A 22710-nucleotide genomic window follows, 5' to 3' on the forward strand; every position below is an offset into this window, starting at 1 on the left:
TATTTTGTCGCAAAGTTGCGAAATATATTTATAATTCCATTGGGCCTAATGCAACATTCATCTTTTTTTTATATCTTCAAGTGTTTTCAATTTAAATCTTAAAAATTTGCATAAATCGTTAATCGTGGGGCTTTTGTTGATATTTTCTGCTTCCTTGGCGGCCCAAAGCGGATTTTTGTTGAATAATAATAGAAAGAGGAATCGAATTCCCTTTAAATTGGTAAACAACTTACCGATAGTTCAAATTGAAGTTAACGGTACACCGTTGTCTTTTATACTTGATACCGGTGTAAAATCTACAATTTTATTTAGTCTGGAGGAGGCCGATAGTCTTCAACTTCGCAATACATCGCCTGTAATGCTGCAAGGCTTGGGATCGGGTGGGGCGGTAGAAGCACTAAAGAGCTTGAACAACAAAGTAAAGGTTGGTAATGCCATAGATACGAGCCATTCACTCTTCGTGATTTTTGATAGTACTTTAAATTTTTCACCACGCATGGGTATTCCTGTACATGGAATTTTAGGAAATGATTTTTTTCAGAATTTTATTGTGAAGATAAATTATTCAACACAGGTAATAACCATTTATAACCCTGAAAAATACAGCTTGAAATCTTGCAGAAAATGTGAAGATTTACCCTTAAATTTTGTGGGAGGCAAACCTTATATTGTATTACAAATTGAATCTGAAAATAAGCGGGAAGACGTAACGCTTTTAGTAGATTCTGGTTCGAGTGATGTAATGTGGATCTTTGATCATCGCGATTTTATAAGTGAATCTCCCAAAAATTATTTTAACGATTTTCTGGGTTTGGGATTAAGTGGGGATATATATGGAAAGCGCGCGAGGATACCAGGGCTATCTGTTGGTGATTTTCATTTAAAAGAAGTAAACACGTCATTTCCAGATAATGATGCAGTCTTAAAAGCGCGTCGTTATGAGGAGCGCGATGGCAGTGTTGGTGGTGGTTTTTTGAGCAGGTTTACGGTAACTTTTGATTATGCCAATGCAATAGTCCGCTTCAAAAAAAACAGCAAGTTTAAGGAGCCATTTAATTATAATATGAGTGGCTTAACTTTGGAGCACGATGGTATGGAACTCGTAAAAGAAGAATGGCAAGCGAGGGTGAATACAGCAAGAGCAAACCAGAATGAGAGTTTAACGGTTAATAGTATTTCGGTAACAACCGAAGTTCACTTTTCGTTAGTGCCCAAATATGTCGTGGTGGCGGTTCGTGAAGATTCTCCCGCAGCATTAGCAGGAATTAAAATAGGAGACGAAATTGTAACTATTAACGGCAAACCTTCCTATCAATACAAATTGTACGAATTATTAGATTTGTTCTCTTCCGATGTAGGCCGTAGAATAGCTGTGGAAATTAAAAGAGGAAAATATATCAATAAATTTAAATTTACTCTTAAAAGTGTATTCTAAAAAAAATCCGGAGGAAGCCAATTGCTTCCTCCGGATTCAATTTATAAATAGTAAAATTATTTAGCTTTTTTCTAAAACGCTTGCCGAGTCGCTCAATACTTCACCTTTAATCTTTAAGGCAACCATAGGTTCGCTGGCATTAGAATAAACTGTAATGGTTTTTCTAATTGGGCCAACACGATTAGTATCGTACTTTACCTCAATAGTGTTGCTGGCACCAGGTGCTATCGGGCCATTAGGTTTTTTAGGAACGGTGCAGCCGCAGCTAGACTTAACGTCACTAATAATAAGCGGTGCGTCTCCAGTATTTGTGAACTCAAATACGCGAACGCCGTCACTGCCTTTGGCAATTGTGCCGTAATCTACCGTATCTGCTTTGAAACTAATTTTTGCTTGTTGCGCTTGGGTGGTAAAACCTACAATAGCAACAAGAGCTATAAGAGCTAATTTTTTCATGATATTGTTTTTTTAGTACATGCTAAAGTATATAACTTTTATAGAACGAGCAAAATAACTTATTCACTTTTATTATACTATAGTTATAATTACTTTTGCACCTCACTGTACAAATACCAGACCAAAGTATGGCTTTAGAAGCAAAATATAATGCAAAACAGATTGAAAACAAGTGGTATAGCTACTGGATGGAAAATGGCTATTTCCATTCTGAAGTTGACGAAAGAACGCCATACACCATCGTAATTCCACCGCCCAATGTAACGGGCGTATTGCATATGGGGCATATGCTAAACAATACATTGCAGGATGTGCTAATTCGCCGTGCCCGTTTGCAGGGTTTTAATGCTTGCTGGGTACCGGGAACCGATCACGCATCTATTGCCACTGAAGCTAAAGTGGTTGCAAAATTAAAAGCAGAAGGAATAGATAAAACAACTCTTTCCAGAGAAGAATTTTTAGAGCACGCTTGGGAATGGACGCATAAACATGGCGGAATAATCCTCGAGCAGTTAAAAAAACTTGGTGCTTCCTGCGATTGGGAACGCACCAAATTTACCATGGATGATGAAATGTCTGCCTCTGTTGTTAAAGTGTTTGTAGATCTTTATCGTAAAGGAAATATATACCGAGGCTTCCGAATGGTAAATTGGGACCCGCAAGCTAAAACTACCCTTTCGGACGAAGAAGTTATTTATGAAGAAAAACAAGGTAATCTCTATTACCTAAATTATAAAATAGAAGGTAGCAGCGAAACTCTAACCATCGCAACTACCCGTCCCGAAACCATTTTGGGCGATACTGCTATTTGTATAAATCCAAATGATGAACGCTTTGCACACCTTCGCGGTAAAAAAGCAATCGTTCCAGTTTGTAATCGTATAATTCCTATAATTGAAGACGTATATGTAGATGTAGAATTTGGAACAGGCTGCTTAAAAGTAACTCCTGCTCATGACGAAAATGATAAAATGCTGGGCGATAGGCACAATTTAGAAATTGTAGATATACTTAACGATGATGGTACTTTAAACAGTAATGGTCTACACTACAAAGGGAAGGATCGCTTTGTGGTTCGAAAGGAAATTGTAAAAGAGCTTGAAGAAATGGGTGTGGTTAAAAAAATTGAAACCCATCTCCACAAGGTTGGAACCAGTGAACGTACTGGTGCCGTAATTGAGCCAAAATTAAGCGACCAATGGTTTCTTAAAATGAAGGAACTTGCACAACCTGCTTTAGATGCTGTGCTTGAAAAAGAAGTAAACCTAGTTCCAGAAAAGTTTGTGAATACCTATCGTCACTGGATGGAAAATGTACGCGACTGGAATATTTCGCGTCAGCTTTGGTGGGGACAACAGATTCCGGCGTATTTCTATGGCGATGGGAAAGAAGATTTTGTAGTTGCCGAAAATATTGAAGAAGCAGTGAAATTGGCACAAGAAAAATCAGGCAACGATCAATTAAAAGCGACCCACTTATCACAAGATCCCGATGCTTTGGATACTTGGTTCTCGTCTTGGCTTTGGCCTATTTCCGTTTTTAACGGAATCTTGGAGCCAGACAATAAGGAAGTAAACTACTATTATCCAACCAACGACCTAGTTACCGCTCCCGAAATATTGTTTTTCTGGGTAGCGCGAATGATAATTGCTGGTTACGAATACAGAAATGAAAAACCGTTTACCAATGTTTACTTAACAGGTATTGTACGCGACAAACAGCGTAGAAAAATGAGCAAATCATTGGGTAATTCTCCAGATCCAATTGAGTTGATGGAGCAATACGGCGCAGACGGCGTTCGTGTGGGTATGTTGCTAAGCTCCCCCGCGGGCAACGATTTAATGTTCGATGAAGATCTGTGTAAACAAGGAAGTGGTTTTGTAAATAAAATCTGGAACGCGTATAGATTAATAGACGGTTGGGAAGTTTCCACAGAAATGGAACAATCGCAAAGCGATGTAATTGCGCTACAGTGGTACCGGAGTAAATTCCAGAAAACACTTGCCGAAATTGAAGATCACTACGGCAAATATCGTATCAGCGATGCTTTAATGGCTACTTATAAATTAGTTTGGGACGATTTCTGCTCATGGCTTTTAGAAATGGTAAAACCGCCGTTTGGAGAAAAGATTTCAGCAAAAACCTATTTGGAAGTAATTTCGGTGTTGGAAGATAATTTAAAAATTTTACATCCATTTGTTCCATTTATTTCTGAAGAAATCTGGCAGCATATCACACAACGCGATAGTCAGGAAGCATTAATTATTTCTGAATGGCCAAAAATGAACTCGTTCAATGCACCGATAATACGAGATTTTGAATTTGCTTCGGAAGTTATCTCAGGAATTAGAACCATTAGAAAGGAAAAGAATATTTCGTTTAAAGACGCAATTACACTATCCGTACTCAATAGTGAAGGGGCTTCAAAAGAATTTGACGCTGTAATAGCAAAGCTTGGCAATGTTTCGGAATTAAATTATATTTCAGAAAAACTGGATGGCGCACTTACCTTTCGCGTAAAGAGCAACGAATATTTTATACCTATTGCCGGCGCTATTAATGTAGAAGAAGAAATAGCAAAACTTTCTGAAGAACTTAAATACACCGAAGGTTTCTTAAAAAGTGTTCAAGGAAAATTAAAAAATGAGCGCTTTGTAAGTGGTGCTCCAGAAAAAGTTGTTGCTCTGGAAAGACAAAAAGAAGCAGATGCCCTTGCAAAGATTGAAACCCTAAAATCAAGCCTTGAAGGATTAAAGTAGGTTGAGCTAAATTACAATCTTACCGTTCCGGTATTTTCGTAGAATTCGCATAATTGAATTCAATGATCGAAATATCTGAACGGTAAATTTTTACATCTTATGGTTTTAAAATACCTATAAATTACTGTAAATGAGTTGTGTTGATTTTAAAATGCGGCTGGATATTCGTAACTTGTATAAAAACCCAACAATTATGGATCAGTCAAAATATAATGAAATGCAGGCAATGCTGCACAAATTGGAAGATATTAAAAACAGTCAAAAAAGTATTATCGACAAAATTAACCACGTAATAACTGATTTGTTTCAGCACCCCGATAAAGATCTTGAAAAAGCAATGGAAGCAGCACACGAACGCGCATCAATAAATGTTGAAAAGATTGCTGCCGCAATTGAAGAATACGAAATTAAATTTAACAAAGCCCAGCAATCTTAAGCCGTTTGCAAGACCCACACTATTTGCGGTATAAAAAATATTGGTTTACGGCTTCTATATAAAGTTCTTTTGCTTCATCTGGAGTGAGGCCACGAGTTTGGAATAGCGCATTGGTTTTAAAGGCAGAAATATGCGGTTTTCTTCCGCTGGGTTGGTGGGCGTCGTTGGTTGCGCGCTTGTAATATGCGTAGAGACGCAACAGTACATCGGCCGGAAAAGGCTCTTGATGATTGTTAATGCTCTTTACCGCATTTTTAAAAGCGATGTCTAATTCTTCAGAAGTCATTATTTTTCGGCAATTACTGTAATTCCTCCCTTAACTTTTTGATTGAGAGCAACTTTTATTTTAGCATCGAGAGGTAAAAATATATCTACACGCGACCCAAATTTTATAAAACCACTGTCGTCCGCTTGATTAACTTCCTGATTAACTTTAGCGTAGTTTACAATTCGTTTTGCAAGTGCTCCTGCAATTTGTCTAAATAAAATAGCTCCAAAGGCATCATTCTTCACCACTACGGTAGTGCGTTCATTTTCTTCGGAAGACTTCGGGTGCCAAGCCACTAAATATTTGCCTGGATGGTATTTGCTGTAAACCACTTTTCCCGCTACCGGATACCGAGTAATATGTACATTTATGGGGCTCATAAAAACAGATACTTGAAGTCGCTTATCGTTAAAATATTCTTTTTCAAAAACTTCTTCAATAACTACAACTTTACCATCTACAGAGGAGAGCACTTGATCTGGATTCACCAAAAAATTTCGTTTTGGGTTCCTAAAAAACTGTAAAACCAAAAGCAAAAGTATTATTAACGAAATAATTACACCCCCGCGAATGGTTGGATGGTCAATAAAGATATTCGCCAAAAGGCTAAGCCCAATAACGAGTACCAGTGCAATAAAAATAATTTTAAATCCTTCTTTATGAAACATTGTCAACAATTAATAAAAATGCATAAACAAATGGGCTGGCATAAATTATACTGTCTAATCTGTCGTACAGACCACCATGACCGGGCATAATAATTCCGCTATCTTTTACACCTGCCTGCCTTTTAAATTTTGATTGAATAAGATCGCCCACAGTACCAAAAACCGATATAATTACAGCCATCGTTATCCAAACCCACAATGGGTAAATTTGCGCATCGAAAAGACGGTGCGTTTGCAATACCTTAAAGATAACAAATCCTGCCAAAAGAGTGCCTGCTAAACCCCCTACAAATCCTTCAATTGTTTTCTTAGGCGAAATACGTTCTAAAAGCTTATGCCTTCCAAAGTTTTTACCAATTAGAAAAGCAAATGTATCGTTGCTCCAAATTAATATAAAAACGGCAACGATTATTTCGGGTTTAAACTTTCCGCTAATGTCTAAAACGGGAATAAGCGTAAGAAATATAAAACCACTAATAATGTAGAAAATTACAGTTATGTATTTTTTCTTTTCAAACATTGGAATTTTGCTCGTCCACAATACATCTTTCAATAAGTACAGATTTACAAATCCACTTAAGATTAATAGTAAGTACACGGCATTTTCTGAAAATACGCGATAGCTTAAAAAATAAAACCCCGCTGCAAGTATAAAGTATGCTAAATAACTGGTTAGATGAACTAGTTTAAGATATTCACTTAAAGTTATAATTGCGAGTACAAAAAAGAGCCCCATAAACCATTCACGCGAGGTGAACATTGCAAAAATGATGATCGAAATGTATAATACGCCCGAGAGGGTCCGTATGAGAATTTCCTTCATATTATAAGTCTTCCAGTAGCAACAAATATAGGTTTTTTGTGCTACTTCCATAACTCATAAAATCCTTTTCTTTTTCAGTTTCAAAGTCTTGAATTGTAGTGATGTTACTTGGAATGTAACCTGAACTTTGGTTTTTAATTATTCGCAAACCTTCACTAATTGTATCTACCAACTGGCTAGTGGTTGCAAAAATTATAACGTTTAGAGGCAATTCCTTTAACTTCTTTTCTTTTATTTGATTTGAAGATAACAAGATAGAACCGTTATTGGCAACCAACGATTCGCAATTAGAAAGAAAGAAGGTAGCTTTTTCTGAACTGCCGAAGTTGAGGTTGAAACCATCAAATTTTTGGCACAACTGTTTGTTAATACAAAACACATCTTGCTCGTACCAATCGTTCTCTAGCATTATATTGTCAAAAGCTTCAGTTATCTCTTCCCAATTTTCGCAATAGATAAATTTACCGCCGTTATTTTTGAAGTTAAAGGTAAATTTTTCATCTACCGGAAGTTTCTGTTCGGGGTAATAACTGCTATGGTCGGCATGTTGGGCTCTTTTAGCCTTCCCATCCGATTTTTTATAATTGGGATTTAGAAGTCTTTTAAATAGACTCATTTATAATGAATTGAGAAGTTTTTATGCATCTTATACTTCAAATATATAAAATCTATATTGAAGTTGTAACACCTGCAAAATAAAGTTTTAAGGCTACCAGTTAACGACAACAATTAAGTAGTTGCCGCTCTGGTTACTTCTTCTGGCTTTTCAAACGGACGATCTCCAAAAATCTTTTGAAGGTTATCTTTAAAGATCACTTCTTTTTCGAGTAATACATTCGCCAGTTCGGTTAATTTATCTTTGTTTTCCTCCAAGAGCTTTACCGCCCGTTGATACTGGGTTTCAATTAGAAGAGAAATTTCCTTATCAATTAATTCGGCAGTTTTTTCACTGTAAGGCTTTGAGAAATTATACTCAGATTGTCCGCTGCTGTCATAATAGGTTAGGTTTCCAATTTTGTCATTCAGCCCATAGATAGTTACCATAGCTCGAGCTTGTTTTGTAACTTTTTCAAGATCGCTCAAAGCTCCGGTAGAAATTCGATCGAAAATAACTTTTTCTGCGGCACGACCTCCAAGAGCAGCGCACATTTCGTCCAGCATTTGTTCTGGATGGATGATGAGTCGCTCTTCGGGCAAATACCAAGCGGCACCCAAAGATTGGCCACGTGGTACGATGGTTACTTTTACCAAGGGAGCAGCGTGTTCCAGCATCCAACTAACGGTGGCGTGACCTGCCTCGTGAAATGCAATGGCACGTTTTTCGTCCATTGTCATTATTTTGTTTTTCTTTTCAAGACCGCCTACTATCCTATCAACGGCGTCTAGGAAATCTTGTCTTCCAACAGATTTTTTACCATTTCTAGCGGCAATCAATGCGGCTTCGTTACAAACGTTTGCAATATCTGCACCCGAAAATCCAGGTGTTTGTTTTGAAAGAAAATCTGTATCTAGATTTTCGTCCTTTTTAATAGGGCGTAAGTGTACTTCAAAAATTTCTTTACGTTCGCGAACGTCTGGAAGGTCAACGTATATTTGTCTGTCAAAACGTCCTGCGCGCATAAGGGCTTTGTCTAATACATCGGCTCGGTTGGTAGCTGCCAAAACAATCACATTTGTATTGGTGCCAAAACCGTCCATTTCTGTTAAGAGCTGGTTTAGTGTATTTTCGCGTTCATCATTGCTTCCGGAAAAATTATTTTTTCCTCTTGCACGTCCAATAGCATCAATTTCATCGATAAAAATAATGGCCGGTGCTTTATCTTTAGCTTGTTTAAATAAGTCGCGAACACGCGATGCGCCCACTCCAACAAACATTTCAACGAAATCTGATCCTGACAGTGAAAAGAATGGAACCTGAGCTTCGCCTGCAACGGCTCTTGCCAAAAGAGTTTTACCTGTTCCCGGAGGGCCAACTAACAAAGCTCCTTTAGGAATTTTACCTCCTAATGAGGTGTATTTATCGGGTTGTTTTAAGAAATCTACAATTTCCTGTACTTCTTCCTTTGCTCCTTCAAGACCGGCAACATCTTTAAAAGTGGTTTTTACATCGGTTTTTTCGTCAAATAATTTTGCTTTAGACTTTCCGATATTAAAAAGTTGTCCGCCAGCACCGCCACCAGCGCCAGAAGACATACGGCGCATAATAAAAATCCAAATGGCAATAATAATAACGAAGGGTAAAATACCCATTAAAATATCGCCCCAAACATTGCTGTCTGTTTCAAAATTTAAGGTTGCAGGTAGATTATTTTCGGCTTTTATATCCTGAAAATCTTTTTGAAATAACTGTAAATCACCAAATTCAAATTGATAATCGGGATCGTTTGGTCCCGGAGCCAAAAATGCGGGAGTATCTCCTTTTTTAGCGTGAACCTCCTTTTGTTTGGCCTCTTGCGTAAGATAAACTTTGGCTATTTTTTTATTAATAATATCAACCTTAGCAACATCACCATTTTTTAAAAACTCTTCAAATTTGGCTTGGTTGGTCTTTGCAGGTTGCGACCAGCTGCCACCCCCGAATATTTGGAGGCCAAAAAACAACAGGATTATTGCTCCGTAGATCCAGTAATAATTTGGTTTTGGCTTTTTTGAGTCGCTCTTTTTATTTTTGTTTTTATTTTCTTCGGCCATAGGGCTGTTCTCTTTTAATGTGTTGTTTCTATTTTAACCGATTTTGCATCGCCCCAAAGCCCTTCAATATCATAAAACTCGCGAATGTGCTTTTGAAATACATGAACTACAACGTGTACATAGTCCATTAATACCCATTCCGAGTTGTCGCTGCCTTCAACGTGCCACGGTTTTTCCTTTAAAGCTTTACTAACGGATTTTTGAACGGAGTTTACAATGGCGTTAACTTGTGTATTGGAAGTACCATTGCAGATTATAAAATAGTCACAAACGGTGTTTTCTATATCTCGTAAGTCAAGAATTTCAATATCTTGGCCTTTTACATCTTCTATCCCATTAATTATTTGGGCAATAAGTTGATCTGTTCCCACCTCATCGGGCAAGCCTGTTTGTTTTTTCTGCATTAATTATTTTTCTTTTCTATTTCGCAAAGTTATTACTTTTTTGTTTCTTGAACTGCTTTAAAAACGTAATACTAAACATAATTATCGTTTTGAATATAATCAAACTTAATGCCATCGATTCTACCAATAGTTACTTAAAGCAGTTAGCAAAGGAAACGCAGCTGCAAGATGAAACCGTGGTGGTTACCAACAAACAACTTTCGGGTCGTGGCCAAATGGGAAATGGTTGGAGTTCCCGTGAAGGCCAAAGCCTTACATTCAGCATCTTTAAAGTGTTTAACGGGCTTTTGGCAGAACGACAGTTTGCCATCTCAATGGCAGTTTCACTGGGTATCGCTGCAGCGATGAACGAATTAAATATACCAAATATTTCAATAAAATGGCCAAACGACATATTGTCAGCCAAAAGGAAAATTGGTGGAATATTAATTGAGAACGTTCTGGAGGGCAATTTTGTAAAACAAGCGGTAATTGGCATAGGTATTAATGTGAATGAAACGCATTTTTTAAAATTACCACAAGCTGGCTCCTTAAAGCTCGCAACCGGCAAAACATTTCAACTGGACGAAGTGCGGCAAATAATTCTGAAAAGTGTTTTTGACAACTTAGAAATGCTATCCCAAAATGACTTTCTGGAAATGAAACAGCTTTACGAAAACCATTTATTTCAGAAAGAAAAAGTTTCCGTTTTTGAAACGCCAACAGCTTCACACTTTAACGGAATAATTAAAGGGGTTTCAGAAATTGGCGAACTTTTAGTGGATACCGAAAATCAAGGGTTTCGGAAATTCCAATTGAAAGAAGTTAAATTGATTTTTTAACTGCTCGCTTCCTGCAAGGTTTTTCGGGGTTGAAACCTTGTAGGTTTTTCGTGGTTGGAAATGATAACTACAAGGTCAGAAATTGACCTACAGGTTTATACCTACAAGGTCAGAAAAAAGACCTTGCAGGATAGGTGTGGTACTACTTTACTCAGAATTAATAACCAATATTAAAGTTGCTCCATATTTGATACAAGCGTATCTATAAATTTTGAAATCGGACCTTTTATCATCATAGCCATCATAGAATTGAATTCGCCTTCAAAATACAAAGCCACGGTAGCCGTGTTTTCTGAAACCGCTTCAATATTGGCAGTTAATGTAAAAGGAATTTTATCGCTGATAGCTCCCAAAACAACCTTGCTTGGCTTTTCAACTTCTTTTACTTCCAATGCTATTTCGGGCATTCCCTTTAAGCCAAAAACAAAAGCATTTTCGCGGATAACCTCAAATTTGCTGATATTTTCGGGCATTAAGGTTTCAAAATTCTTTACGTCGGTTAAAAAATCGCAAAGATCTTCTGCAGATTTTTGAACGGTTACTTCTTTACTATTTAATTTCATCTAAACTTTTTCTTAATGATTAATACTTTTCGGCTGCGAGCTACTTCAAATATATTAAAACTCGAACCTATAGTTACTGTCCCCAAGTTTCAGGACTATTGCGCCATTCCGAGAGTAATCCTGCTTCTTCCGCATTAATATATTTTGAACTTTCAGCTTCTTCTAACAACATTTCATAATTGCTGAGGGTATTTAAAGTTACGTTTGCCTTTTTAAAATTAGTTTCCGAAACGTTAAATCCGTAGCTGAAAATAGCAACCATTCCCTTTACATTAACATTAGCTTCTTTTAAAGCTTCTACGGCCATGAGGCTACTTTTACCGGTGCTTATTAAATCTTCTACGACCACCACGTTGGAATTGGGCTCTATATGACCTTCAATTTTATTTTGGCGGCCGTGGCCTTTTGCCTCCGGACGAACATAGCAAAACGGAACGTTTAAATAGTCGGCAACCAACATACCAATACCTATGGCACCAGTAGCAACGCCGGCAATTATATCGGGCCTTCCGTACAATTCTTCTATTTGTTTTGCGAGGTTTTCACGAATGTAATTCCGAATCATTGGGTAGGAAAGTGTTATGCGATTATCGCAGTAAATTGGCGATTTCCATCCAGAAGCCCATGTAAAAGGGTTTTGCGGTTGCAATTTTATTGCATTAATTTGCAGTAATAATGCCGCGGTTTTTTGTGCCGTATCTTTGTTTAATATCATTGTGCAAATGTATAAAGTTTTTGTAAAAGATATTCCCATTATTCTCTCTACGGAGAAAAATATTGGGGAGCACTACACTACCATTCCTTTAAAACAAGCTCGTTTTAAAAAATTGGTAAAAAAAATAAATAACGGCGAGCTGCTATATGTTAATCTCTATCATAAAAATGCCGAAAAATTAGATCGTTTTCTGCGGAAAAAAATTAAAGTTGTAGAAGCTGCCGGTGGGATGGTTTACAACAGTAAAAATGAAATTCTCTTTATACGCCGAAATAAGAAATGGGATCTTCCGAAAGGAAAAATTGAAAAAGGAGAAACGCATCGTGAAGCTGCCATGCGCGAAGTTATTGAAGAAACAGGAGTGAAGGATTTGGAGATTCGCGATTTTATAATGACTACCTACCACGTATTTACGCGTAACGGAAAATTTCGCTTAAAAGTTACCTACTGGTATAAAATGTTCAGCGATTACGATGGCGCGTTAATTCCCGAAGCCCAAGAAGGTATTAAAAAAGTAAAGTGGAAAGATTTCGAAAAATCGCAAAAAGCTTTACAAGATTCTTATGAAAATATTAAGCTACTCTTTCCAAAAGAATATTTAACCACCCACCCGAACGATAGGATATCTGAGGTGTGATTTTTCGTAATTTGGCGATTGTTTGTGAATCCAATCTAATTGTAAATACCAGTTTTTTTCAAAATCGGGATCAGAGCGTTTCTTGGCTTCGAATGCTTTTTTTACGGTAGGGTTTTCATTTAGAAATTGCTCAGCCAAATCTTCCCAAATGTATGGAGAAAACCCTTCTTTTTGTTGCAAGATTGCGTCGAAAAAATTCCAATTAAAATAGGAGTCGGGAGCCGTGGGTTCTAATGTTTCTATAATGTAACGCACACCCGCTTGCTGTGTATTTACTAAAATATCTCCCTTCTTTACAGTAGCTTTTTCTATGCTTTTGCTTACCCGCGTATTATAATGTAAATAATGGCCTTCATAAGCATTTTTTACGGTTTCAAAATCTTTAATGTGGTATACTTCGGCGAGTAAGGTGGTGTCGTTTTTAATTTCTGAAAATTCAATTTTATTTAGTTTTAACAAGTTTATTACATTCCAATATCCTCTTGGAATATTGTATGCCGAAGGAATTGTTACGGAATCTGCCGCTTTAAAATAGTTGTAATAGGTAACATTTTTTGTGAAGGGTTTATCTCTAAAATATTTTAAACGCATGGCACCGGTAATTTTGCTCGGTATCATTTTACCTTCGAATCCCTTAAAAGAGAGTGTTGTTGTTTTTGAAGAATCTACTCGCCACGTAAGAGGGTAGTGGCTTTTTGTTTTAAATTTTTCAACTGCATTTCTGCGAAGTATTTTTATTTTTTCTGCATCTTCATCAGCAATATTTATAAAACTTTTCATTAGTTCGTAAGTGCCTTCAACCCTTTGTTTGTAAGGTTTTAGCATATGTGTTTCTACGGTGAGCCCCAGTGTATTGAACAAGGTAGTGTATCCCGACGCATAGCGCGGCGAATCCATAAATTGCGAAAATCCGTTCTCCGGAACTTGATTAAAAACATTTACATATGGAGTAATATCCCATTGTTTTTTTTGAAGCGAATCTTCCAATTGCGGCATAAATGAGCTGTGCAAATAGTTGCCTAAGGCGCCTCCTAATTTGTTGTGCTGCGTAAAGAGGTGGGTAAGTATATATTGGTAATCGGCTCCGTTACTCACGTGATTATCTATAAATAGATCAGGGTTTAACCAGTGAAATATTTCGGAAAAGGCCCTGGAATTTTTGGTGTCGGCTTTAATAAAATCGCGATTTAAATCAAAATTGCGCGCGTTTCCACGAAAGCCGTATTCCTTGGGTCCGTTTTGATTAGTGCGGGATGTGCTGTTTCTATTTAATGCACCGCCAATATTATACACAGGAATTGTGGCGATAATGGTGTTTTTGGGCAAGGTGATTTTATTTTCGGCATAATCTCTAAATAGCAGCATCGTAGCGTCAATTCCGTCTGGCTCGCCGGGGTGGATGCCGTTATTAATTAAAATTACGTTTTTACCGTTTTTAGAAAATGTTTCTTTTGAATGGGTTTTATCATCAGGGTCAAAAAGCACCACGTGCAGCGGAAAACCGCTATCTGTTTGTCCAATTTCAAAAACACTAATTGAAGGAAATTTCTTTTCGAGTAATAAATAGAAATTTATTGTTTCGGAATAGGTGCCAGTTTTAAGACCATTTGAATTTTCGAAAGTGGTGGTTAAGGTTTGTGCCGAAATATTCTGGCAAGAACCAATAAGTACGGCAATAAGAATACAGGAAAAGAAAACGATGTTTTTCATTGAAATATTTATAAAGAACAAATATAAAGAACCAAAAATGACATTTTCTGGAACAAGGAGCGAAATATTACGCATAAAAAAGCCCCGCAAAATTTTGCAGGGCTCAATTTATTCGGTTTTAAAAATTTTTAACCATTCATTGAAATTAAAAACTCTTCGTTATTTCTGGTTTGTTTAATGCGGTCGTTAATAAACTCCATTGCTTCAACAGGATTCATGTCTGCAAGATATTTGCGCAATACCCACATTCGCTGAATTGTATTTTCATCGAGCAACAAGTCATCACGGCGTGTACTTGATGAAGTAAGATCTATCGCCGGGAAAATTCGTCGGTTGGAAATTTTTCTATCCAATTGAAGCTCCATGTTTCCAGTTCCTTTAAACTCTTCAAAAATTACTTCGTCCATTTTAGAACCGGTCTCGGTCAATGCAGTAGCAATTATACTTAAGGAACCTCCATTTTCAATATTACGGGCAGCTCCAAAAAAGCGTTTTGGTTTATGTAGTGCATTTGCATCTACACCACCACTCAAAATTTTGCCGCTTGCAGGTTGTACCGTGTTGTAAGCTCTTGCCAAACGTGTAATAGAATCTAACAAAATTACCACATCGTGGCCGCATTCTACCAATCTTTTTGCTTTATCAATTACCAGGTTTGCTACGCGAACGTGTTCAGTTGCCTCTTTATCAAAAGTAGATGCAACTACCTCGCCTCTAACATTTCGTTGCATATCGGTAACTTCTTCCGGGCGTTCATCAATTAACAGAACAATCTGGTACACTTCGGGATGGTTTGCAGCAATTGCATTCGCAATATCTTTTAGCAACATGGTTTTACCCGTTTTAGGTTGCGATACTATCATACCACGTTGGCCTTTACCGATAGGCGCAAATAAATCTATAATTCGTGTTGATATGGTACTTTGCTTATCTGCAATATTAAATTTTTCCTGGGGGAAAAGCGGTGTTAAATGCTCAAAAGATACACGGTCGCGAACCACATTAGGGTTTAGGCCATTTATTTTTACCACCTTGATTAACGGGAAGTATTTTTCACCTTCTTTAGGTGGGCGTACCTCGCCTAAAACCGTATCGCCGGTTTTTAATCCGAATAGACGAATCTGCGATTGCGAAACGTAAATATCATCTGGAGATGATAAATAATTATAATCGCTTGATCGTAAAAATCCGTAGCCATCCTGCATAATGTCTAGTACGCCTTCACTTTCAATTATACCGTCAAATTCGTAATCCGGTTCTCTGTATCTATTGCGAGAATCTTTATTGCCATTGTTTCGGTTGTCGTGCGTATTGCCATCTTTTTGCTTGTGGCTTTGGTGCTTTTGACGGTTGTCTGAATTTGAATTATCACTGCGCTGATGCTTCTGCCTATTATCATTAGCACCAGATTTTTGGTGTTGCTGTTTTTTATCGCTATTCTTTTTGTCGCCTTTATCGTTAGAAGAGCGCTTATCTGAAGTATGCTTTTTATCGTCAGCACTTTTTTTGTCGTCGCCACCTTTTTTATTGTCATCACCTTTTTTGGGGTCATCAGCTTTTTTTGCATCATCACTTTTTTTAGTGTGTTGTTGCTTTTGAGGCTGTGTTTTTTTGTTTCGGCTATTGCTTTTTTGCTGATTGGATTTATTGTCTTTTTCAGCTTTGTCCGAGGCGGAAGGGGCTTTATCGTCTTTTTTTGTGTCGGGGGCAGAAGTGTCTGCATTCAAGACTGCCTTAACAGCCTTGGGATTTGCGGCTTGGTAGTCTAGAATTTGATATACCAAGTCTAATTTTTTTTGTGTGCGATATTTCGGCACATTGAGTTCTTTAGCGATATCCTGAAGTTCAGGAAGCTTTTTGTTTTTTAATTCTGAAATTTCAAACATGTATTGAATACTGTAGTTAAAGTTTATACTAATGTGTTTCTATAGAGAAGAATAAGTACGTTGAAAGTTTTTCGAAGACTAAGTAACCCTTATTGAGTTGGTTACGTATTGTTACTGCAATAATACAATAATAAATTAAAAAGTACTGTTATTTTTTTTAAAAAGAAACTGTATTTTTGCTGCGCATTTAAGTTTTTGCACGATGATTCAACGTATTCAAACTATATATTTAATTGTTTCGGCCCTAATTATGGGTGTGCTATTTTATTGGTTTCCAGTTGTTTTAGGCGAAAACGGCACAGCAATCATAGAGCGCGACGAGCCTTTGGTTTTTATTCTAATATTCGTCTCTATTGCACTGGCCATAATTTCAATTTTAAGTTTTAAAAAACGGCAAACACAATTTGTTCTTAACCGTTTAAACATTATATCAAACTTTGTATTACTAGGAGTTTTCGTTTACAGATCGCTTACTTTATCCGGAGAAACATTAGTTTCAGAGAAGGGTATTGGGGTGCTTCTTCCTATCATTTCTATCGTATTTTTAGTGCTGGCCAACAAGGCCATTAAAAAGGATGAGGATCTTGTAAAATCTGTTGATCGTTTACGATAAACCAATCTTGGTATATTAGTGCAAAACCCCTGAAGGATGCCACCTTTGGGGGTTTTTTGTTATTTTGATACTGCTGAAATTTTTAAAATAAACCTTAAAAACATTAAAGATTCTCAGCTGTAAAAATTATCTCTCAAACTCAATTACCTCCAAATTTTTAATAAGTTCCCCTTCAATTTCAAAACGGAGCATGGTGCGTACTTTTTGAAATCCGTGTTTTCCGGCCGCACCGGGATTCATATGTAGCAAACCTGTACTTTTGTCTGGCATAACTTTTAAAATATGCGAATGGCCACAGATGAATAACTTTGGTGGATTGGCGTAAATTTCGTGCCGAATGGAGGGATTGTACTTACCGGGATAACCGCCAATATGTGTAATCCAGACATCAACCCCATCGCACATAAAACGATTGTGTAACGGAAATTCCATTCTCGCCTCAGTGCCATCAATATTGCCGTACACAGCGCGAAGTGGTTTTAATTTTTTAATGGCATCGGTCACCGAAAGATCTCCAATATCGCCGGCGTGCCAAACTTCATCTGCTTGTTTTACATACGTCAATATTTTTTCGTCTATGTAGCTGTGGGTGTCGCTTAAAAGCAGAATTTTTTTCAAAATAGATAGGATTGGTGTTTGGCGAAGGTATTAAGTTTTTCAAAGTTATAACATAAATGCTGGTCTGTAAATTGTAATTTTGTCGATTCTGAAAAAATGGTGAATTGCGATATTTTATAGAAATAGCCTATAACGGTAAAAATTATTTTGGATGGCAGCGCCAGCCCGAACAAATTAGTGTACAACAGGTTTTAGAGGAAGCGCTTTCAACTTTACTTCGGAAGCAATTAAAACTTACCGGCGCCGGAAGAACCGATGCCGGCGTACACGCAAAGCAACTTTTTGCCCATTTTGATTTTGATGTAATTGAAGATTTGGAAGCTTTAGTGTATAGATTAAATTCGTTTCTTCCGAAAGATATTTCAGTAAAAAAATTTTTTAAGGTTAAAGATGATGCGCACGCACGTTTTCACGCAACTGAAAGAGCGTACAAGTACATCGTAATATTGGGTAAAGATCCTTTTTTACAGGATTTTTCGTTTCAATTGCATAAAACTCCAGATGTTATTTTAATGAACCAAGCTGCTGAATTGCTATTGCATCATAGAGATTTTCAATGCTTTTCACGTACCAATACCGACGTAAAAACGTATCATTGTTCAATTATAAAAGCACAGTGGGAAGCTAAAAATAATAAGCTTACTTTTACAATTGTGGCAGATCGTTTTCTGCGAAATATGGTGCGTGCCATTGTGGGAACGCTGTTAGATGTTGGTTTCGGAAAAACTACAATTGAAGAGTTTAGCGAAATATTGCAAAGCAAAAACAGAGAAAATGCAGGGGCTTCGGCTCCAGCCCAAGGCTTGTTTTTAACAAAGGTTGTGTATCCTGATTCTATTTTTTTAAGAAATTAAAAACAATGGCATATATTTTATAGTACCAATTAACATACTCATTTAACGAATTAATAAATAACAGTGTCAGAAAAAACGGGCAACGCATTCGATTTTAAGCTCTTTAAGCGTTTATTGGCTTTTACAAAACCGTATAGCTTTATATTTTATTTTGTGGCTTTTGCGGCAATTATTATGTCCGGACTTGCCGTGTTGCGACCTTATCTTTTAGAGTTGGCCATAGACAATTCTATGGTTCCAAAGGATGGCGAAGGATTTATGAAGTACATTATTTTAATGGTAATTGTGCTTTTTCTGGAGGTTATTTTTCAATTCGCTTTTATTTTTTACACCAATTATCTCGGGCAAAGTGTAATCCGCGATTTGCGTCAGAAACTCTTCCGCTTAATGATGAGCTTTAAAATGAAATATTTTGACAAAAGCGCCGTCGGAAGATTGACAACCCGAGCTGTAAACGATGTGGAAACGATATCCAGTATTTTTAGCGAAGGCTTGTTTATGATTATAAGCGACCTCTTAAAAATGTTTGTAATTGCCGGATTTATGCTTTATCAAAGTTGGCAATTGTCCTTAATTGCATTTACAGTTTTGCCTTTTATTCTATACGCAACCCGAGTTTTTCAGAAAGCGATGAAAGTTGCTTTTGAAGATGTGCGAAATCAAGTTGCCAACTTAAATACATTTGTGCAAGAACGAATTACGGGAATGAAAATAGTGCAAATTTTTACCCGTGAAAAAACCGAATATGAACGTTTTCAAGAAATAAATAAAGCACACCGAAAAGCGTGGATAAAAACAGTATGGTATAACTCAATTTTCTTTCCAATTGCAGAAATGACAGGAGCTGTAGCTACAGGATTATTGGTTTGGTACGGCGGATTAAATGTAATTAGTGGCGGAGCGATTACCCTGGGTATAGTTGTTGCTTTTATACAATATACCGAAATGCTCTTTAGGCCTCTTCGGCAGATTGCAGATAAATTTAACACCCTGCAAATGGGTATGGTAGCTGCAAATCGGGTTTTTGCAATACTCGATACAAAAGCCCATATTGCCGATACCGGAACCGTAGATTATAAAAGTACCAAAGGCGAAATAGCCTTTAAAAATGTTTATTTTGGTTACAACGAAGGCGAAGAGGTAATTAAAGGTATTTCATTTAATGCTAAGCCCGGCGAAACAATTGCTATTGTTGGTGCCACAGGTGCTGGCAAAAGCACCATTATCAATCTTTTAAATCGTTTTTACGAAATAAACAGTGGCGAAATTACCATTGATTCCATTTCAATAAAAGAGTATAGTTTAGATTCGCTTCGCAGTCAAATTGCGGTGGTGCTGCAAGATGTTTTCCTTTTTGCAGATTCCATTTTAAACAATATTACGCTTGGCAATCCAGATATTTCAGAAGAAGAAGTAATTACCGCTGCTAAGGAAATTGGCGTTCACGAATTTATAAAATCGCTTCCCGGCGGCTATCAGTACAATGTAAAAGAACGAGGCAGTATGCTTTCCTCAGGCCAGCGACAACTTATTTCGTTTTTGAGGGCATATGTTAGCAAACCGAGTATTTTAATTTTAGACGAAGCCACTTCATCAGTAGATACCTATTCCGAAGAATTAATTCAGACAGCTACAGATAAAATTACCAAAGACCGTACTTCAATAGTTATTGCACACAGATTGGCTACTATTAAAAAAGCAGATAAAATTATTGTGATGGACGCCGGAAAAATTGTTGAGGAAGGCACTCACGAAACCTTATTGAAATTAGAAAAAGGGTTTTATAGAAATCTGTACGATGTGCAATTTATTGCAGAAGAAGTAGCTTCCTAACCCCAACGCGAAACAACAAATTATAGTAAAAAAGCTCCTTGCTTTAAATGTTGAATTATTGAAATGACGCAGGCTCTTATTAATTACACAAGCTCAGGTATTCTTCGGAAACAGCTAATTTCTTAAGAAGCGAAGGATTAAAATTTTGCCGCGAATTTAGCTCAAATCCTTCTTAAGAATTTTTGAAAGTTCTTCGAGGTTTTCATAAAGAACAAAATCGCCGTCTTTTAAATATGAAATCTGACCATTTTCTTCCGAAACCACTAGGCATACAGCATCGGTTTTTTCAGTAATACCAACGGCCGCGCGGTGCCGAAGCCCAAAGCGCAACGGAATTTTTCTGTCGTTAGAAACTGGTAAAATAACCCTTGTGGCTGTAATTCTGTTTTCTTCAATGATCATAGCGCCGTCGTGCAACGGACTATTTTTAAAAAATATACTTTCAATAATAGGTTGATTGACTTCCAGATTCATTTCGTCTCCGGAATTTTTTACAAATTCCAGACTGTTGTTTCGCTGCAGAACAATTAATGCACCGGTGTTTGTACTAGACATTTTTTTACAGGCAGCGATAATTCCGGCCACGTTAATTTTAAGTGAGCTATCGCTACTGGAAAATTTAAATTGTTTTAATATACGGCGTCGTGCGTTAAAATTTGTAGAACCCAACATCAACAAAAACTTTCTAATTTCGGGTTGAAAAACTACAACCAAAGCGAACATTCCAACACCCAAAAAGCCTCCCAGAATCTTGCTTAATAGTTGCATTTCCAAGAGTTCGGTAAAAACATAAATTGCGTAAACAATAATAATACCCACCAAAATATTAATGGCCACCGTACCTTTTACCAAATTATAGAGGTAATACAGCAGGAATGCTACCAGCACAATATCTACAATATCTATAATTCGAATGTCGAGAAAATCCAAGTGGGTGCGTTTTTTTGTAAAAGTACTTTAAAAATTTTAATGGATTGCGTTCAAGATTTTAGGTTTTGAAACAATTTTACACATTCAACCGCTTCCTTTACGTCATGAACTCGCAAAATAGATGCGCCCTTTAAAAGTGCCACTGTGTTTAGTACAGTTGTTCCGTTTAAGGCATTTTCGACATTGGTTTCTAGCGTTTTATAAATCATTGATTTTCGTGAAATACCCGCTAAAACTGGAATTCCCAAGTTTTGAAAAAGTTCAAGATTATTCAAAACTTGAAAACTTTGTTGGCGTGTTTTTGCGAATCCAAAACCTGGATCGGCAATAATATCGTGGATACCCTCGGCGCGGGCTCGGGCTATTTTTTCGGATAAATGTTTTAATACTTCAAGTGTTACGTTGTTATAATCGGTTCGTTGTGCCATTGTTTTTGGGGTGCCGCGCATATGCATTAAAATATAGGGTACTTTCAATTTTGCAACTGTTTTGTACATTTTGGCATCTAAAGTTCCACCAGAAACATCGTTTACAATTGCAGCACCTGCCTCAACCGCTTTTATGGCAACCGCGCTTCGGAAAGTATCTACCGATAGCAGCGCATTGGGAAGGTTTTTCAAAATTATTTTTATGGCTTTTACAACGCGTTTAATTTCGTCGCTTTCCGAAATTTCGTCTGCTCCCGGCCGTGTGCTATACCCTCCGATATCTAAAAACGTAGCGTCTTCAGCCTGCATTTGTTCGGCTTGCTTTAAAATTTCATCTTCGGTAAACGATTTTCCACCGTCGTAAAATGAATCGGGCGTAACGTTTATTATTCCCATTACTTTGGGAACTGAAAAATCGATGAGCGTGCCGTGGCAATTAATTGTGTGCAACTTTTTTAAACTTTTTTCGCTTTTAAAATTCAAAAACTTTTGGTTAATCTGCCCATTGGCGAATAACTTTAAGCATTCAACTTTGAACTTTGAACTATTTAAGCGAAATTTACGCAAAATCTTACAATTCACGGATGGCCGATACTTCAAATCAATACAATGACCAGATAGAAAAATGCAGACAGTTGTTTATCAGCAAAATGCACGATTACGGAAGCGCGTGGCGAATACTTCGGCTTCCGTCGTTAACCGATCAAATTTTTATAAAAGCGCAACGCATTCGCGGATTGCAACAAAATGCAGAGCGAAAGATAGCAGAGGATGAAACCAGCGAATTTATAGGAATTGTGAATTATTCGGTGATGGCTTTAATTCAAATTGAAAAAGGAGTAGTAGCGCAACCGGATTTATCTTTGGAAGAAGCAACCCAACTCTATGACGAGCATGTTGCAAGGACCAAACAATTAATGATGGATAAAAACCACGATTATGGCGAAGCTTGGCGCGATATGCGGGTGAGTTCGCTAACAGATTTAATTCTTCAGAAATTACTTCGTGTAAAACAAATTGAAAACAATAAAGGAAAAACGTTGGTTTCTGAAGGAATTGATGCCAATTATCAGGATATGGTAAATTACGCCATTTTTGCATTAATACATTTAGATGAAAGTAAGGAAGGTGGGAGTAAAGGAAATAAAAGTGAGTAAACACA

The 22710-nt window shown here is 37.2% G+C and carries 23 protein-coding genes; 9 read left to right on the forward strand and 14 right to left on the reverse strand.

Translation table 11 applies throughout. The features are described from left to right. Positions 1–106: 106 nt before the first annotated feature. Entirely contained in the window at positions 107–1435 is a 1329-nt protein-coding gene (locus QCQ61_RS07965) for an aspartyl protease family protein (RefSeq protein WP_279447101.1), read from the forward strand. 60 nt (positions 1436–1495) lie between these two features. On the opposite strand, the gene QCQ61_RS07970 is transcribed toward QCQ61_RS07965, so the two are convergent. Further along, positions 1496–1891 carry a DUF1573 domain-containing protein gene (locus tag QCQ61_RS07970; RefSeq protein ID WP_279447102.1) on the reverse strand — a complete coding sequence of 132 codons (396 nt, stop codon included), beginning with the start codon at positions 1889–1891 and terminating at the stop codon, positions 1496–1498. Positions 1892–2019: 128 nt separating this feature from the next. Here QCQ61_RS07970 and QCQ61_RS07975 point away from each other — a divergent pair, with 128 nt between their 5' ends. Both QCQ61_RS07975 and QCQ61_RS07980 read left to right on the forward strand, forming a co-directional pair. Further along, positions 2020–4650, forward strand: a complete 2631-nt coding sequence (locus QCQ61_RS07975) for a valine--tRNA ligase (protein ID WP_279447103.1) — start codon at positions 2020–2022, stop codon at positions 4648–4650. Positions 4651–4843: 193 nt separating this feature from the next. Further along, positions 4844–5086, forward strand: a complete 243-nt coding sequence (locus QCQ61_RS07980) for a hypothetical protein (RefSeq protein WP_279447104.1) — start codon at positions 4844–4846, stop codon at positions 5084–5086. A gap of 19 nt (positions 5087–5105) precedes the next feature. Here the strand turns inward: QCQ61_RS07980 and QCQ61_RS07985 are convergent, their stop codons facing one another. From QCQ61_RS07985 to rsfS, 6 genes are all read right to left on the reverse strand, one after another. Further along, positions 5106–5372: an acyl-CoA-binding protein gene (locus QCQ61_RS07985; RefSeq protein WP_279447105.1), complete on the reverse strand. Its 267-nt coding sequence runs from the start codon at positions 5370–5372 to the stop codon at positions 5106–5108. Beyond that, a complete protein-coding gene (locus QCQ61_RS07990) occupies positions 5372–6022 on the reverse strand; it encodes a phosphatidylserine decarboxylase family protein (RefSeq protein WP_279447106.1) in 651 nt (216 codons plus the stop codon). The genes QCQ61_RS07985 and QCQ61_RS07990 overlap by 1 nt, the downstream gene beginning before the upstream one ends. After that, a complete protein-coding gene (locus tag QCQ61_RS07995; protein ID WP_279447107.1) occupies positions 6012–6845 on the reverse strand; it encodes a phosphatidate cytidylyltransferase in 834 nt (277 codons plus the stop codon). The genes QCQ61_RS07990 and QCQ61_RS07995 overlap by 11 nt, the downstream gene beginning before the upstream one ends. Before the next feature lies 1 nt (position 6846). Beyond that, a complete protein-coding gene (locus QCQ61_RS08000; protein ID WP_279447108.1) occupies positions 6847–7461 on the reverse strand; it encodes an LUD domain-containing protein in 615 nt (204 codons plus the stop codon). A 113-nt stretch (positions 7462–7574) separates the two neighbouring features. Then, positions 7575–9536: an ATP-dependent zinc metalloprotease FtsH gene (gene ftsH / locus QCQ61_RS08005; protein WP_279447109.1), complete on the reverse strand. Its 1962-nt coding sequence runs from the start codon at positions 9534–9536 to the stop codon at positions 7575–7577. A gap of 14 nt (positions 9537–9550) precedes the next feature. Continuing rightward, entirely contained in the window at positions 9551–9940 is a 390-nt protein-coding gene (rsfS, locus tag QCQ61_RS08010) for a ribosome silencing factor (RefSeq protein ID WP_279447110.1), read from the reverse strand. 89 nt (positions 9941–10029) lie between these two features. Between rsfS and QCQ61_RS08015 the strand changes: the two genes are divergently transcribed. Beyond that, positions 10030–10761, forward strand: a complete 732-nt coding sequence (locus QCQ61_RS08015) for a biotin--[acetyl-CoA-carboxylase] ligase (RefSeq protein ID WP_279447111.1) — start codon at positions 10030–10032, stop codon at positions 10759–10761. A gap of 170 nt (positions 10762–10931) precedes the next feature. Here QCQ61_RS08015 and QCQ61_RS08020 read toward each other — a convergent pair whose 3' ends face one another. Both QCQ61_RS08020 and pyrE read right to left on the reverse strand, forming a co-directional pair. Next, positions 10932–11324, reverse strand: coding sequence for an SRPBCC family protein (locus tag QCQ61_RS08020; RefSeq protein ID WP_279447112.1), 393 nt, complete (start codon positions 11322–11324; stop codon positions 10932–10934). A 73-nt stretch (positions 11325–11397) separates the two neighbouring features. Beyond that, positions 11398–12039: an orotate phosphoribosyltransferase gene (pyrE, locus tag QCQ61_RS08025; RefSeq protein ID WP_279447113.1), complete on the reverse strand. Its 642-nt coding sequence runs from the start codon at positions 12037–12039 to the stop codon at positions 11398–11400. A gap of 7 nt (positions 12040–12046) precedes the next feature. On the opposite strand from pyrE, the gene QCQ61_RS08030 reads away from it, so the two are divergent. Next, a complete protein-coding gene (locus tag QCQ61_RS08030; RefSeq protein ID WP_279447114.1) occupies positions 12047–12676 on the forward strand; it encodes an NUDIX hydrolase in 630 nt (209 codons plus the stop codon). Here the strand turns inward: QCQ61_RS08030 and QCQ61_RS08035 are convergent. Next, positions 12638–14386 carry a M14 family metallopeptidase gene (locus QCQ61_RS08035; RefSeq protein ID WP_279447115.1) on the reverse strand — a complete coding sequence of 583 codons (1749 nt, stop codon included), beginning with the start codon at positions 14384–14386 and terminating at the stop codon, positions 12638–12640. The two genes, QCQ61_RS08030 and QCQ61_RS08035, sit on opposite strands and share 39 nt — an antisense overlap. Before the next feature lie 128 nt (positions 14387–14514). After that, a complete protein-coding gene (gene rho / locus QCQ61_RS08040) occupies positions 14515–16272 on the reverse strand; it encodes a transcription termination factor Rho (protein ID WP_279447116.1) in 1758 nt (585 codons plus the stop codon). A gap of 202 nt (positions 16273–16474) precedes the next feature. On the opposite strand from rho, the gene QCQ61_RS08045 reads away from it, so the two are divergent. Then, positions 16475–16885: a DUF4293 domain-containing protein gene (locus QCQ61_RS08045; RefSeq protein ID WP_279447117.1), complete on the forward strand. Its 411-nt coding sequence runs from the start codon at positions 16475–16477 to the stop codon at positions 16883–16885. Between the two features lie 126 nt (positions 16886–17011). On the opposite strand, the gene QCQ61_RS08050 is transcribed toward QCQ61_RS08045, so the two are convergent. After that, positions 17012–17503, reverse strand: coding sequence for a metallophosphoesterase family protein (locus tag QCQ61_RS08050; RefSeq protein WP_279447119.1), 492 nt, complete (start codon positions 17501–17503; stop codon positions 17012–17014). A 104-nt stretch (positions 17504–17607) separates the two neighbouring features. Here QCQ61_RS08050 and truA point away from each other — a divergent pair, with 104 nt between their 5' ends. Then, positions 17608–18357 (forward strand): tRNA pseudouridine(38-40) synthase TruA, encoded by a 750-nt coding sequence (gene truA / locus QCQ61_RS08055; protein ID WP_279447120.1) that lies wholly within the window; start codon positions 17608–17610, stop codon positions 18355–18357. Positions 18358–18420: 63 nt separating this feature from the next. Continuing rightward, the gene (locus tag QCQ61_RS08060) at positions 18421–20190 is read left to right on the forward strand and encodes an ABC transporter ATP-binding protein (RefSeq protein ID WP_279447121.1); all 1770 of its coding nucleotides are present in this window, start codon (positions 18421–18423) and stop codon (positions 20188–20190) included. A gap of 156 nt (positions 20191–20346) precedes the next feature. Here the strand turns inward: QCQ61_RS08060 and QCQ61_RS08065 are convergent, their stop codons facing one another. Both QCQ61_RS08065 and folP read right to left on the reverse strand, forming a co-directional pair. Beyond that, positions 20347–21120 (reverse strand): diadenylate cyclase, encoded by a 774-nt coding sequence (locus QCQ61_RS08065; RefSeq protein WP_279447122.1) that lies wholly within the window; start codon positions 21118–21120, stop codon positions 20347–20349. A 50-nt stretch (positions 21121–21170) separates the two neighbouring features. Then, complete coding sequence (folP, locus tag QCQ61_RS08070) at positions 21171–21998, reverse strand: dihydropteroate synthase (RefSeq protein ID WP_279447123.1); 828 nt, start codon at positions 21996–21998, stop codon at positions 21171–21173. Positions 21999–22132: 134 nt separating this feature from the next. Between folP and QCQ61_RS08075 the strand changes: the two genes are divergently transcribed. Next, complete coding sequence (locus tag QCQ61_RS08075; protein ID WP_279450245.1) at positions 22133–22705, forward strand: DUF1599 domain-containing protein; 573 nt, start codon at positions 22133–22135, stop codon at positions 22703–22705. Positions 22706–22710: the final 5 nt, after the last annotated feature.

The organism is Aequorivita marisscotiae (genome assembly GCF_029814825.1).
In the GTDB taxonomy this organism is placed as follows: Bacteria; Bacteroidota; Bacteroidia; order Flavobacteriales; family Flavobacteriaceae; genus Aequorivita; species Aequorivita marisscotiae.

Excerpts from the sequence above, each read along its gene's own strand:
- QCQ61_RS07970 (WP_279447102.1), bottom strand. The coding sequence starts at position 1,891 with ATGAAAAAATTAGCTCTTATAGCTCTTGTTGCTATTGTAGGTTTTACC.
- QCQ61_RS07975 (WP_279447103.1), top strand. The coding sequence starts at position 2,020 with ATGGCTTTAGAAGCAAAATATAATGCAAAACAGATTGAAAACAAGTGG.
- QCQ61_RS07980 (WP_279447104.1), top strand. The coding sequence starts at position 4,844 with ATGGATCAGTCAAAATATAATGAAATGCAGGCAATGCTGCACAAATTG.
- QCQ61_RS07985 (WP_279447105.1), bottom strand. The coding sequence starts at position 5,372 with ATGACTTCTGAAGAATTAGACATCGCTTTTAAAAATGCGGTAAAGAGC.
- QCQ61_RS07990 (WP_279447106.1), bottom strand. The coding sequence starts at position 6,022 with ATGTTTCATAAAGAAGGATTTAAAATTATTTTTATTGCACTGGTACTC.
- QCQ61_RS07995 (WP_279447107.1), bottom strand. The coding sequence starts at position 6,845 with ATGAAGGAAATTCTCATACGGACCCTCTCGGGCGTATTATACATTTCG.
- QCQ61_RS08000 (WP_279447108.1), bottom strand. The coding sequence starts at position 7,461 with ATGAGTCTATTTAAAAGACTTCTAAATCCCAATTATAAAAAATCGGAT.
- ftsH (WP_279447109.1), bottom strand. The coding sequence starts at position 9,536 with ATGGCCGAAGAAAATAAAAACAAAAATAAAAAGAGCGACTCAAAAAAG.
- rsfS (WP_279447110.1), bottom strand. The coding sequence starts at position 9,940 with ATGCAGAAAAAACAAACAGGCTTGCCCGATGAGGTGGGAACAGATCAA.
- QCQ61_RS08020 (WP_279447112.1), bottom strand. The coding sequence starts at position 11,324 with ATGAAATTAAATAGTAAAGAAGTAACCGTTCAAAAATCTGCAGAAGAT.
- pyrE (WP_279447113.1), bottom strand. The coding sequence starts at position 12,039 with ATGATATTAAACAAAGATACGGCACAAAAAACCGCGGCATTATTACTG.
- QCQ61_RS08030 (WP_279447114.1), top strand. The coding sequence starts at position 12,047 with ATGTATAAAGTTTTTGTAAAAGATATTCCCATTATTCTCTCTACGGAG.
- QCQ61_RS08035 (WP_279447115.1), bottom strand. The coding sequence starts at position 14,386 with ATGAAAAACATCGTTTTCTTTTCCTGTATTCTTATTGCCGTACTTATT.
- rho (WP_279447116.1), bottom strand. The coding sequence starts at position 16,272 with ATGTTTGAAATTTCAGAATTAAAAAACAAAAAGCTTCCTGAACTTCAG.
- QCQ61_RS08045 (WP_279447117.1), top strand. The coding sequence starts at position 16,475 with ATGATTCAACGTATTCAAACTATATATTTAATTGTTTCGGCCCTAATT.
- QCQ61_RS08075 (WP_279450245.1), top strand. The coding sequence starts at position 22,133 with ATGGCCGATACTTCAAATCAATACAATGACCAGATAGAAAAATGCAGA.